General features: G+C 48.5%; 11 protein-coding genes. 8 read left to right on the top strand and 3 right to left on the bottom strand.

The genetic code is table 11. The features are described 5' to 3' along the window. Positions 1 to 51 precede the first annotated feature (51 nt). The 3 genes from MHB80_RS18710 to MHB80_RS18700 all read left to right on the top strand — a co-directional run bounded on the left by MHB80_RS18710 (position 52) and on the right by MHB80_RS18700 (position 1,354). Positions 52 to 552: a YpuI family protein gene (locus MHB80_RS18710; RefSeq protein ID WP_338551943.1), complete on the top strand. Its 501-nt coding sequence runs from the start codon at positions 52 to 54 to the stop codon at positions 550 to 552. 54 nt (positions 553 to 606) lie between these two features. Beyond that, positions 607 to 816, top strand: coding sequence for a DUF1540 domain-containing protein (locus MHB80_RS18705; RefSeq protein WP_056029269.1), 210 nt, complete (start codon positions 607 to 609; stop codon positions 814 to 816). 88 nt (positions 817 to 904) lie between these two features. Further along, entirely contained in the window at positions 905 to 1,354 is a 450-nt protein-coding gene (locus MHB80_RS18700; protein WP_341278387.1) for a hypothetical protein, read from the top strand. A 59-nt stretch (positions 1,355 to 1,413) separates the two neighbouring features. Here MHB80_RS18700 and MHB80_RS18695 read toward each other — a convergent pair whose 3' ends face one another. Beyond that, positions 1,414 to 2,043, bottom strand: coding sequence for a GTP pyrophosphokinase family protein (locus MHB80_RS18695; protein ID WP_341278386.1), 630 nt, complete (start codon positions 2,041 to 2,043; stop codon positions 1,414 to 1,416). Between the two features lie 174 nt (positions 2,044 to 2,217). Here MHB80_RS18695 and MHB80_RS18690 point away from each other — a divergent pair, with 174 nt between their 5' ends. Both MHB80_RS18690 and MHB80_RS18685 read left to right on the top strand, forming a co-directional pair. Next, positions 2,218 to 3,006: an ABC transporter ATP-binding protein gene (locus MHB80_RS18690; RefSeq protein ID WP_341278385.1), complete on the top strand. Its 789-nt coding sequence runs from the start codon at positions 2,218 to 2,220 to the stop codon at positions 3,004 to 3,006. 59 nt (positions 3,007 to 3,065) lie between these two features. Beyond that, positions 3,066 to 5,309 (top strand): alpha/beta hydrolase, encoded by a 2,244-nt coding sequence (locus tag MHB80_RS18685; RefSeq protein WP_341278384.1) that lies wholly within the window; start codon positions 3,066 to 3,068, stop codon positions 5,307 to 5,309. Between the two features lie 154 nt (positions 5,310 to 5,463). On the opposite strand, the gene MHB80_RS18680 is transcribed toward MHB80_RS18685, so the two are convergent. Next, positions 5,464 to 6,165 carry a queuosine precursor transporter gene (locus tag MHB80_RS18680; protein WP_341278383.1) on the bottom strand — a complete coding sequence of 234 codons (702 nt, stop codon included), beginning with the start codon at positions 6,163 to 6,165 and terminating at the stop codon, positions 5,464 to 5,466. Positions 6,166 to 6,451: 286 nt separating this feature from the next. Between MHB80_RS18680 and helD the strand changes: the two genes are divergently transcribed. Beyond that, on the top strand, positions 6,452 to 8,794 hold the full coding sequence (gene helD / locus MHB80_RS18675) for an RNA polymerase recycling motor HelD (protein WP_341278382.1): 2,343 nt from the start codon (positions 6,452 to 6,454) through the stop codon (positions 8,792 to 8,794). Between the two features lie 37 nt (positions 8,795 to 8,831). Here helD and MHB80_RS18670 read toward each other — a convergent pair whose 3' ends face one another. Further along, positions 8,832 to 9,728: a PAS domain-containing protein gene (locus tag MHB80_RS18670; protein ID WP_341278381.1), complete on the bottom strand. Its 897-nt coding sequence runs from the start codon at positions 9,726 to 9,728 to the stop codon at positions 8,832 to 8,834. Between the two features lie 1,142 nt (positions 9,729 to 10,870). On the opposite strand from MHB80_RS18670, the gene MHB80_RS18665 reads away from it, so the two are divergent. Then, the gene (locus tag MHB80_RS18665; RefSeq protein WP_341283026.1) at positions 10,871 to 12,037 is read left to right on the top strand and encodes a glucose-1-phosphate adenylyltransferase; all 1,167 of its coding nucleotides are present in this window, start codon (positions 10,871 to 10,873) and stop codon (positions 12,035 to 12,037) included. Beyond that, on the top strand, positions 12,034 to 13,143 hold the full coding sequence (gene glgD / locus MHB80_RS18660) for a glucose-1-phosphate adenylyltransferase subunit GlgD (RefSeq protein ID WP_341278380.1): 1,110 nt from the start codon (positions 12,034 to 12,036) through the stop codon (positions 13,141 to 13,143). The genes MHB80_RS18665 and glgD overlap by 4 nt, the downstream gene beginning before the upstream one ends. The last annotated feature ends 82 nt before the right edge of the window (positions 13,144 to 13,225 follow it).

Raw genomic sequence — 13,225 nt, 5'->3', positions numbered from 1 at the left:
ATGATCTTGCAACGTTTAAGCTTGTTTGGATTGAAGAAAGGGGAACTACCTATGCCAGCGACTAATGTCAAACCACTTAGTGAGACAACCCGTATTAAACTAAAAGAAGCCGTGAATCAATTGGAGCCATTTTTGAATCACTATTCGCTCGTACAATTGAATGGGGAGCAAAGCAGTGACGAGGCGCAAAATTTTTACAAAGGCCTGCTATCCGATTTGAGACATTTGTTGGTGTTTTCTGAAGTCTCGGTTGAAAAGCTGGGAGTACTGCTCAGACGCCCCAATTTTGATAACGATTTTGCAGAACGTGCCTTGTACGAAGTGTACCATCAATGTGTAAATGCCTTCTTCTATCCTAAAAATGAATGTTATTCCGAAGATGGCCGCTACGCATACACGGGTCAAGACGCGATTCGCTTCTTGTTCAAGCCTGTTCGTGAAGCCCGCGATATCGTATTGTCTTTATCCAAAATTTACGAAGAGCTGCGCGATGAGCTTGCCTACTACGAAACAGACTACATGACCCAGCGTCGGATGCAGGGGCAAAAATAAGGCAGAATGAATCACCTCCGTTCAGGGAAACTTGATAGCGGAGGTGATTTTTTTATGCCAAAGGGCGTATCATGCAGCGTATCGAATTGCACGTTTTGGTCAGAAGGTAATAACTGTGGCGCCGATTCCATTGCGATTGATATTGATCAGCATGCAAGTGCCGATTTTGGATCAGAATTTGCCGCTGAAGAGCTTGGCTTGCAGCATCAGGACCAGGCGGCGAAGTCGTCTGCAACATGCTGCCATACCTTTAAAGCGCGCTAAGCAGCTGGGGATGGCTGTCAGGTGGAGAAGGACAGGCTAAGATGGTTTGAATCGAAAGGCAAAGCTTATGAAGTGGAGGTGAGCCCAAATGGAACGCTGGGATGAAACAGAGGGCAGCAGTCATGGGGAGAAGGAGCAAAACGACGAGGCAGCGTTGGAAGAGCGTCATCATAGAGCATTGTTATCCGATGAAGAAATAAACGGTGCAAGCCGTAATATCAATGAAGAAATGGCGGGGGAATTTGCCGCTGGTGTACCCGTTCCCGTATCTTATGTACCGCGCAGCGAAAGCAAAAGCGAAGGCGAGGATACGGTGAGGGAAAGCGCGGGAGGCACCGCGCTGGGCTGGGTCGGTTTGGTGTTTGCGATCGTCTCATGGTTTTTATGGCCCGCGCTAATGGGGGCAGCCGCAGCAGTGCTTGGCTTTGTTGCGTACAGACAAGGGGCGAAGGGACTTGGATCATGGGCAGTCACAATTGGCCTCATTGCCTTTGTGCTCGCTGTTGTCATTATTCCATTGTACCGCGCGATAACCTGACCTTGAAAAAAAAGCCTCCGGCCATCCGCTTATACAGCGGTGCCGGAGGCTTTTTGCGATTATTCTATCGCGAATTCGCGGTGCTTAAGTACCTCTTGATTCAGAGCGAGCATGCGTTTATCGAGCAAATTGATCATGTCGGCGGATTCCTTCAGCTGCTGCTGAATTTCCGGAGGAATGCCTTCATTATATTTGTAATAAATTTTATGCTCCAGACTAGCCCAGAAATCCATCGCGCTCGTGCGGATTTGAATTTCAACAAGCACATTTTCAATGCGGTTCGTCAGGAAGACAGGGATTTCTACGATGAGATGCAGGCTCTTGTAGCCGTTAGGCTTCGGATTGAGGACATAATCCTTCACTTCAATCACTTTAACATCGGTTTGCTGGCTGATCATTTCCAGTATTTGATAAATGTCAGTGGAGAAAGAACAGATGACCCGAACGCCAGCAATATCGCGAATATGTTCTTTTGCATTTTCCAAGTTAATATCCATATTTTTGCGGCGGAGCTTGTCCATGACGCTTTCGGGGTTTTTAATCCGCGTTTTGACATGCTCAATCGGGTTGTAGTCATGAATAAATTGAAATTCCTCGTTTAAAATATTCAGCTTCGTCTCTACTTCATCCAAGGCAAATTTATACGTTAAAAAAAAGTGCGCCCATTGCTTCATCATATCTCGCTGCATGCGATCCCTCACTCCTAATATCATTATTGCTGCTATTATTGTACCATGTTCGCGTCCACATTGCTCATTTCGGGGGTGGAGGCACAACGTCGCCCCACTAGGCGGGTGGTGTTGAAGGATTGAATGTTACGGTCACTTTACATATAATTTAGACTACATGGGAGGATGAGAGCAATGATTATAGACATTCAAAACGTAACTTGGGAACGGGAAGAAAAGATCGTCCTTCAAGGGATTGATTGGCAGGTTGAAGCGGGTCAGCACTGGTGTTTGTTAGGGCTTAACGGCTCCGGGAAGACGACGCTTTTAAATATGATTAACGGCTATATTTGGCCAACGATTGGGTCTGTATCGGTGCTGGGACATAAATTTGGCGAATACGATTTGCGTGAGCTGCGCAAAAGCATAGGCTGGGTCAGCACATCGCTCCAGCAGAAGCTGCATGGTCAGGATACCGCCTTCAAAATTGTCTTAAGCGGAAAATTCGCTACGATTGGGCTGTATGATCAAGCGCTGCAGGAGGATGAAGAGCAGGCAATCTCGTTGATGCGCAGCCTCGGCTGTGAAGTATTGCTGAACCGGACGTACAGCACGCTCTCGCAGGGCGAGCGCCAGCGGGTGCTCATTGCAAGAGCGCTGATGGCTGCGCCTAAGCTGCTCATTTTGGACGAGCCTTGTACCGGGCTCGATGTGTTTGCGAGAGAACAGCTGCTGGAGATGATCAATCAGGTGGCACAGCAGCCGGATGCGCCGACTATTATTTATGTAACCCATCATGTAGAGGAAATTTTGCCTTGCTTTAATCAAACGCTGCTGATTAAGGATGGCCGGGTTTTTGAAGCCGGTGATACAAGCAAGGTGCTCTCATCAGCGCGAATGAGCGATTTTTTTGGCGTGCCTGTAGAGGTCGAACAGCGTGAGAACCGCAATTGGCTCTTTATAAAGGCAGCTGAGAGCAAGTGAATACAGCATTAGGGCCATTAGGCTTTGTTCCGCCACCGAAGCTTCCTAAGAGGCAGCGGTTGGCCCAGTGGTTAAAGGCGCGGATGCAGCAGCGGCTCGCCTATGACAGGACGCTGTTCTACCATGGCTCCGCAGGGCTGCTGATGGCGGGAACGCTGGCGATGGTGCTGGTAGCGCTGGGCATGCCGACGGGATTTGGGACGCTTGTGGATATCGGCGGTTTTGTGTCGTTAAATACCGTGGCCTTGTATGCAGCCGCGCAGCTGTGCTCAGTGCTGCTAACGCTTGTTTTTGTGCCTGTTCCTCGCTTGTTTGCCGGTTTTTTCTTATACGTAGGATTTGAAGCTTATTTCATTTTGTATTATTCGGAATTTGGCATGCTCATGGCGGCGCTGTTTGCAGCGGCGTATGCGATTTGTGGCGCGGTGGCAGGCATGCTGCTCGGTCAAATAGTGAAGCTGCCTGGCAGAGGGCTCGCCATAGCAGGCATTATTTTGGCAGGAGCACTATTTGTAAACGTTGCAGCGAATCAATTGCGCGGAGCTTCTGATGATGCAGCACCTGCCGCCGATATGGATTCCAACTATTCATCTGCAGATGGGGCCTCGGATATGAGCCTAGGGGACGGCGTGCCGTTTGCTTCCATTGAAGCTGACAATCCGGCATTGCCCGGCGATTACAGCTATAAGGCCTTTACCTATGGCAGCGGGAGCGACAAGCAGCGCAGCGAATACGGCGAGCAGACGGAGCTGCTCGCGACCTCCGTAGACGCATCGGCTTACATTAAAAAGTGGGCGTGGCTCAAGAAGCAATTTTGGGGCTTTGATCAACGCGAGCTTCCGTTAAACGCGAGAGTGTGGATGCCGGAAGGCGATGGAGCGTTCCCGCTTGTGCTCATGGTGCATGGCAATCATTTAATGGAGGAGTTTTCGGACGCAGGCTATGCCTACTTGGGCGAGCTGCTTGCGAGCCGGGGCTTTATCGCGATATCGGTAGATGAAAACTTTCTTAATTATTCAGTCTGGTCGAGCATTCCTGAGCAGGATATGAAAATGCGGGCATGGATCATGCTCAAGCACATTCAGCAAATCCAGTCGTTCAGTACGCTGACGGATAATCCCTTTTACAGCAAAGTTGATTTTTCCAAGGTATCTTTAATTGGACATTCACGTGGTGGTCAAGCGGTAGCGATGGCCGTGGATTACAAACGATGGTTTGCCGAGGATGAAGGGCTTTCCAGCATCGCCCAGGTCAATTTTGCTTCCGTAGTGGCTTTGGCTCCGACGGATAAGCAGGTGGACAATGCATCGGCGCGGATTAAAGATGTGAGCTATTTGACGCTGCAAGGCGCAAGGGATGGCGACGTCAACAGCTTTTACGGAGACAGGCAGTACATTCGCACCAGCTTTACACTAGGCTCGCCGTATTTTAAAGCGTCGCTTTATATGTCCGAGGCGAACCACAGCCGCTTTAATTCGGATTGGGGCATGATGGATGAACGGGTTCCCGGCGGGCTGTTTCTTAATCAGCAGAACATGATGACGCAGGCGGAGCAGCAGCAGGCGGCCAAAGTGTATGTCTCGGCTTTTCTGGAATCTACTCTGCACGGCAACGATGCTTATAAGCCTTTGTTCGAAAATAACAAAACGGCGCCGGATTGGCTCCCCTCCTCCAGCAATTATGTAAGCAGATACGAGGATGCTTCCTTCCTCGCGGCAGCGCGTTATGAAGAAGACGTGAACAAGCTGACGCTGCCGAGCGGAGGCAAGCTGAGTGCCGAAGGCTTCAAGGTATGGGAGGAGTCGGAGGCGAAGGACCGGGACAATCGGAATAAGGGCTCGCGCGGTGCTGTGCTGGAATGGGACGCTGCTGCGTCCTATACGTTGGAGCTTGCAGGGACGTATAGCGAGGCCATCGTTTCCAAGGGACTTAATACGTTCAGCTTTTCTATGGAAAATATGGGAGTGGAAAATAGGGATGATGATGCGGCAGCTGCGCCGCAAATCGAGCTGGAGCTTGTGCCTTCACAGGGGCAGGCGGTGCGCTTGCCATTATCCAGCTTTAACGATATTCCGCTGCCCTTCGAAACGCAGTTTACCATTGCCCCTTGGCTGGAGAAGCGGATTAAGAAGGGAAAATATAAAGAGAGCATTGAATCGGTGTTTCAGACCTACAGCTTGCCGCTAGCACGGTTTGCGGAAGCAGGGGGCTGGCCATCCGGGGCGAAAATTACGCAGATAACGTTTTATTTTTCCGGAGCGGCTGGCCGGGTGATGCTGGATGACATCGGCTTTTATCAATAAAATGCGGCTGTAAACAAATAACCTCCCGGCAGAAGGGAGGTTATTTGTACAAATATAGGAAAGGATATCATTTCGTTATCCTGTCTCTATATTTCTCGGATTGAAACGCGCCGCCAAAGGACGGCGACAGCCGTTTCACCTTGAATTTATGAATTTAGATGGATTCTTTTTTGAACGTGAAGCTTCGCGCTGCATATAGAAACGGCGTCGAGCAGACGGACACCAGAAACTTAATGACATAGGTAGACAGGAAGATCGACATCCATACATCAAGCTCATATTCGGTCGCAAAGGCGATCGTACAAAAAATGAGCGTATCGACGAATTGGCTGACAATCGTACTGCCGTTATTGCGAATCCACAGCTGATTGCGGGCTGGAAACAGCCGCTTGAGCAGCGTGTAAATTTTCACATCAAGAAACTGGCTTACAAAATAGGCGCATAGGCTGCCAAGTGCAATTTGCGGCAGCATGCCAAATATGCTTTGAAGCGCTGCTTGCGCCTCCAGACCGGGCTCGGCTGGATTAAATAGAAGCGCCATCTGCATAATAATGGTTGAGGCAATTAAGGTGAAAAACCCGAACCATACCGCTTTTTTTGCATCGGCTTCGCCATATTTCTCGTTAAGCAGGTCGGAAGCCAAATAAATGGTGCCATACATCGTATTGCCGAGCGTAATGACGATGGCTAATGTTCCGATTTGCAAATCAACGGTTTTGACGACCTGAATATTGGCGATAACGGTTGCCATGCCGATCCAGGCATAGACGCCGACCTTGCCGAATAAACGGTAGGAAATGAGAAACAGCGTGAAGTGGGCGAGCATAAAAAGAACGCCGAACCACAAGTTGAACATGTGAAAAAAACCTCCTAGTTTTGATAACGCGGGAGTTTACGAACCGCGGCTTGCTTTGCTGCGATGCAGCATGTATGATTATATTTCTGCCTTTGCCATTATAATCGCTTGTTTTAGGGCGAGCAATGTTTATTTGAAATATAGGAAAGGTTATGATATCGCCATCCTTTCTCTATATTTCTCGGACTGAAACGCATTGCGCCACCAGAGGACGGCACGCGGTCGTTTCACCTTGTGATTTGAAACTTTGGGGAAGTACTACTTTTATATATAAGGAGCGTGACCTATGATGCCGAATTCTGAGCTTGAACGAGAACAGCTGCGAGTTAATCGGGTAACGAAGTGGGTCAAAGAGCAAATCGAAGGCTTGCAGGATCAGGCTGGAGAGCTGCGCGAGGACATTGTAGACATTCGTAAAAACTTCTGGGATGACGTAACCGTCAATTTTGAGGATTCCGCCGAATCTGCGGAGACTCATGCAAGCTTGAAGCAGCAGGCGGAATTGCTGTCGGAGCGGGAGCGGACGCGCCGCGTAGCGATGGAGCAGTTGGGACTGCTGAAGAAGCTGGCGCAATCGCCCTATTTTGGACGCATTGATTTTGTAGAGGATGGCGAGAGCCGCGAGGCAATTGAACCGATTTATTTGGGGGTAGGCTCACTGCTCGACGAAAGCGGGGCCACCTATTTAATTTATGACTGGCGTGCGCCTATATCCGGCCTGTATTACGATTATTCTCCGGGACCTGCTAAGTATGAGACGCCTAGTGGACAAATTTCAGGTGAAATGACACTGAAACGTCAATATATCATTCGCCAGGGCGAAATTGAAGGGATGTTCGACACGGGAGTAACGATTGGCGATGAAATTCTGCAAGCGGTGCTGGGCAAGCAGTCGGATTCGCAAATGAAAAGCATTGTGGCGACGATTCAGCGCGAGCAAAATCAAATTATCCGCAATGAGCAGGCTCGCCTGCTGCTCGTTCAGGGAGCGGCGGGAAGCGGCAAAACTTCAGCCGCCTTGCAGCGGGTGGCGTATTTGCTTTATCGCTATCGCGGTACATTGAATGCCGATCAAATCGTCCTCTTTTCACCAAATCCGATGTTTAACAGCTACGTCGCAACCGTACTGCCAGAGCTTGGCGAGCAAAATATGCAGCAGACGACGTATCAGCAGTATTTGGAGCATCGCCTAGTTCAAACCTTTGATCTGGAGGACCCTTTCTCCCAATTGGAGTATACGCTCTCTGCCGCGCATGGCAGTGAATATGATGCTCGCATTGAAGGAATCCGCTATAAATCAAGCCTTTCCTTTATTGGGGTTATTGACCGGTATGCCGCTTCGCTCGGCGAGAAGGGACTGCGCTTCCGTGCGTTGAAATTCCGCGGCCGCACCTTAATTACTGCCGAGGCGATACATGAGCATTTTTACAGTCAAAATCGATCTCATCCGGTTCCAAACCGTCTGCGAATGACTGCGGAGTGGCTGCTCAAGGAGCTGACCCGCCTTGGGCGCGAGGAGCGGGGCAAGCGCTGGGTAGAAGAAGAGATGGAGCTGCTCGATAACGAAACGTATAATACGGTTTACAGCGAGCTGCTGGATAAGGAAGGGTTTACGCAAAATTCCTTCGATGATCATAAGCGGGAGAGCGACCGTCTGGCGGCGATTATTGTTCAGGAGCGCTTTAAGCGCCTGCGCAGCAGGGTTAAACGGCTCAAGTTTCTGGATATGCCGGAGGTGTATCGCCAGCTGTTTCATGAAGCAAACGAGCAGGAAGGCGAATATCCGCAGCTTTGGGCTGCGATCTGCGAAGGCACGGCTGAGAAGCTGGCGCGGAAGGAATTATTTTATGAGGATGCCACGCCTTATTTATATTTAAAGGAGCTGCTTGAGGGCTTCCAGACGAATACGTCGGTTAAGCATTTGTTCGTCGATGAAGCGCAGGATTATTCGCCGTTCCAATTCCATTATTTAAAGAAAATTTTCCCGAGCTGCAAAATTACAGCGCTTGGCGATTTGAACCAGTCGATTTTCGCCCATGCCGTAGTCGGTGACAGCTTTCATGCATTAGCGGGCATGTATGAGGAGCAGGAAACCGAGCGCGTCATACTTACGCGGAGCTATCGCTCTACCCGCCAAATTTCCGAGTTTACAAGCAGCTTTATCGCGGGCGGAGAGCGGATTATTCCATTCAATCGCAGCGGCCCATGGCCAACGATTACAGCTATTGCTGGCGAGGAAGAGCTGAAGCAGCAAATTGCCCAGCGGATCGAAGCGCTCAAGCAGCAGGGCAATAGCTCGATCGCCGTTATAGGCAAGACAGCGGAGGAGAGCAGGCTTGCTTTTGAAGCCTTGTCCGCCATCGTGCCGGATATTCATTTGATTGCCAAAGAAACGTCGACGTTCGAGCAGGGGGTTGTCGTCATTCCTTCCTATTTGGCAAAAGGCGTGGAGTTTGACGCTGTTATTTTGTATAATGCTTCAAGCCTAATATATGGACGGGAAGACGAGCGCAAGCTGTTTTATACGGCCTGTACGAGAGCAATGCATGAGCTGCACCTTTATTACATGGGCGAGCCAACATGCTTTCTGGACAAAGCGCAGTTAGCCGAGCCGCTTAATAACATATAGAATGCAAATAAGGGATGGTCCTGAAGGGGACCATCCCTTATTTGCGTATTTTTTGCCAAATCTCTAAACAGTCAACCTTAAGCTCCGAGGCAATCAGTTCAGCCGTAAGCCGCTGGGGCATTTTTATTTTTCCATTGCGCAGCTTAGAAATCGTCTGGATGGAAATTCCTGTGGCAGCTGCGAGCTGGCCTGCGCTTATGTCGCGTTTTGCCATCCAAATTTTCAGCCGCATGCTGGAATCAATATACTCATGCGTATTAATAGGCTGCAAATCAAGCACGATAAAGGCATATTCCTTAATTCGTCCAAATCCGTCAAAGATGGGAGTGAACGTTATCTTTACTTCAAGCTCTACGCCGTTCACTTTAGTTGTTTTTACAGTAATATGGTTTGTTTTCTTGAATTTTCGAGTTTCCTCCAAAATATGAAGCAGGCGAAGATGCTCGCTTTCGGCCACAATTTCCAGAAAAGACTCTCCATTCAAATGGCCGTCAACTAACAAATAGGCGGGGAAGGGATCCTTCAAAAGTTGCACCTGATAGTTGGCATCGAGAATACCGCTAAACAGCACCGTATTCGTCTCGAATTGCTGTTCAATCCAATGATGGGAGCTCAAATCACTCAGTACAATGAGCGATAATGCCTGGCGCTCTTCGTTTAGCATGCTCAGGGTATTATGCTCCACCATGACAGGCGTTCCTCCGGGCTTGCAGGTGTGGAGCAGTCCTTCCCGCTTTGTGCTGGTCTTATAGTGCTTGAGCGACCAGTTCTCAAGCAGTTCGCCTATCGGCTTGTCTATCAAATATTCATATTCCAGACCGGTTAAGCGAATAAAAGATTCATTGACATCCATGATGAAGCCATAATGCTTTACAGATCGGATAATAGCAGCAGGACTGTCCATCATTTGAAACACTCTTTCAAAAACCGTCAATCGTTTTCGCTCCTTTGAGCCAGCTGTGCGGCATTTATGTAAAGTATATTAAGGTTTAATTAATTAAACTTGAAAGCTTAGCGGGCATATAGCTAGCGGATGTATGGATATCTGTCCGATTTTTACAGCTTATTGGGCGCTCAGCGCGCTTTCTAACTGGTCACTATCCTTGTTAAAATAATCAATAAATAGGGATATATATTAGAAGGCTTGATTCCGGAGGAGATACACCATGAATAATGAATGCAACATTGAGAACTGCACCAAACCCGTCAAAGCCAGAGAATTATGCTCCATGCACCATCAACGTCTTATGCGTCATGGAGACCCTCTTACTATCCGGCCCCGTAGAACAAAAATTGTAACGAACTGTAAATGGATTAATTGTACAAAAAGCGCCAGCACGAAGGGATACTGCTCTAAACATTATTACATTCATCGGGTAAGCCGTACAGTATAAAAATAAATGCATATTCATCTGCTATCAGTCAGTAAATCAGCAATTTAAGGTTTCATTTGGCTATGAAAGATGTATAATATAACTAGCTGCAAGATGGGGCCCTTGGCCCCATTTACCTCAAAATAATCAGGCAACCGTCGCTTTTGTCCAATTTAGAAGGAAGGAGCAGACCTTGTCAATCGTAGCTTTCCAAGCTTGCAGGATGATTATCCCCACTACAGCTATTTTTCACTCAATGGCAAGAACACCGCTAAGTTTAGAACTCTCGTATACGAATTTATCACAATTAAGCTGCTCTGTGCTTCACTTTCATTTTAGCTCCATAGTTTTCTGCTTACGGACGGAAGCACTTTTCCAGTTCTATTCTGGCATATATTCATATTGCCGGACAATCTGTCATATCATGATTATGATGTGGCAAGGGTTTGTTGTTAAAGCCAACTACTCCAAAATGCTGCTCCAACTATCAAATCGGAGTGCCAGAGCCGGGTTGTTACCGCTCTTTCATAGACGACAAATCATTTGACCCGGGACTCGGGGATAAGGCAGAAGCCTTATTTCGTCAGCGATACGATTGCTGGGCACGGCTGCTAATGTTGCATCTCATCACATTTTCCCCCGCTATCGCCTTGCTCTCTCAACCAGGTTCTGGGGGACACTCATGAATAAGGAGTTGGTGTCCATGGCTCGTAAAGAAATGTTGGCAATGCTGCTTGCAGGGGGTGAAGGAAAACGTCTTGGAGTACTGACGAAGGATTTGGCCAAGCCTGCCGTTTATTTTGGCGGGAAATATCGGATTATTGATTTTACATTAAGCAATTGCACGCATTCAGGTATCGATACAGTAGGTGTATTGACGCAGTACCAGCCGTTTGAGCTCAATCGTTATTTGGGCATTGGAACGCCTTGGGGTCTGGATCGCAGCGATGGAGGCATGGCTATTCTTCCTCCGCATGTGAAACAGAAGGGCGGCGTCTGGTACAAGGGCACGGCCAACGCGATCTATCAGAATATGGAGTTTATTGAGCGATATAATCCAAGCTATGTCTTGGTCATTTCAGGAGATCATATTTATACGATGGACTACGATCTGATGCTTCAGCATCATAAGCGGTGCGGGGCGGATGTAACGATAGCAGGTATAGAAGTAGATTGGAAGGAAGCCAGCCGCTTCGGTGTCATGCATGTCGATGATGAAGACCGCATAACTGCATTTGAGGAAAAGCCTGCAAAGCCTACCAGCAATATCGCTTCGATGGGCGTCTACATTTTTACATGGTCGGTATTGCAAAAATATTTAATTTATGACGAGGCGAACCGCCAGTCCAGCAATGATTTTGGTAAGGACATTATTCCGGCTATGATGCGGGATGGCCTCATCGTCAGCGCTTATTCTTTCCGCGGCTACTGGAAAGATGTCGGCACGATTGAAAGCCTGTGGGAGGCGAATATGGATTTGCTCGCAGAGGAGCCTTCTCTAGATTTATCGGATAAAGACTGGCGCATCTACTCTGTCAATCCTAATCGGCCAGCACAATACGTAGCGGCAGGCGCCGAGGTGATATCATCTATGGTGACGGAGGGCTGCGTTGTGGAAGGGCGGGTAGATCGCTCGGTTCTCTTCTATGGCGTCCAGATGGAGAAGGACAGTGAGGTTAGCGAGTCCGTCATTATGCCGAATGTGCGGATTGGCGAAGGGGCGCGCGTTTACCGGGCAATTATCGGCGAAGGCGCTGTAATCGAAGACGGCGTGCAGATTGGCGATCCGGAGGATGATGCGATTACCGTCGTAGCTGTCGGACAGTTTGTTGCGAATGATCACGTATTGCTGGAGGTGGAGCCATCATGAGCAACCGGATAATGGGCGTTATCAATTTAATCCACGAGACGGACGAGTTGGAGCATTTAACGCAAAACCGCTGCCTTGCGACCGTGCCGTTTGGAGCACGCTACAGGCTCATTGATTTTATTTTGTCCAGCATGGTGAACTCTGGCATTAACAAGGTAGCGGTGTTTGCGCATACGAAATATCGCTCGCTGATGGATCATCTTGGATCAGGTAAATATTGGGATTTGAATAATCGCCAGAGCGGCTTGTTTATTTTGCCGCCGGCCACGGATGATTTGCAGGAAATCAGCCGTGGTGATTTATACCATTTTTATCAAAATCGCGATTATTTCAACCGTTCAACGGCGGAGTATGTTGTCATTACGCGCAGCCATATGGTTTGCAATATTGATTTCAATCCGATTATTGATGAACATGAGGCACGCGGGGCGGATATTACAATCGTGTGCAAGAAGCAGCATGATCTGCCTGGCAAGGCGCGCAAGGTCAAGATGAGCAGCGATGGCCGAGTTACATCGATTCAGGAAAACTATGGGCGAATGCTGAGCGATGTTTCCTCAATGGAAATGTATGTGATGAAAAAAGATTTGCTCATGGAACTCGTAGAAACCTCGCTTGCTCAGGGGCAGGATCATCTCGTACGCCATGCGATTTTCTCCCGCTTGAACAAGCTGCGGGTTTATGGACATTTATACGATGGCTATTTGGGCGTAGTCAATACGCTTGAAAGCTATTTTACCAATAGCATGAATCTGCTTTGTCCTGAAGTGTGGAAGGAGCTGTTTTTCCAGCCGGGCACGATCTTCACGAAGGTCAAGGATGAACCACCTGCGCGATATTTGGAATCCTCCAAGGTTAATAATTCATTAATCGCCAATGGCTGCCGTATTGAAGGAACCGTGGAGAACAGCATTTTGTTTCGGGGTGTCCATATTGGCAAAGGGGCAGTCATACGCAATAGCATCATCATGCAAAATGGCATCATTGGCGAAAATAGCCTGATTCAGCATAGTATTTTGGATAAGGATGTACGAGTCGATTGCAACCGGGATATAAGAGGAGCAGAGAAGCTGCCCTTTCTGGCGGGCAAGCGCAAGACGATCTAACTAAATGAATAGCAGGCATGAGGCTGGGGGTAAAGCTGGGACTTGTCTACAGCGTGTCGCAGCCTCTGCTGGCTACATTTTT

Origin of the sequence: Paenibacillus sp. FSL H8-0537 (genome assembly GCF_038051995.1) — a bacterium.
Classification (GTDB): domain Bacteria; phylum Bacillota; class Bacilli; order Paenibacillales; family Paenibacillaceae; genus Pristimantibacillus.
The sequence above is the reverse complement of the archived record's forward strand: the minus strand, read 5'-3'. Positions and strand labels throughout refer to the sequence as shown.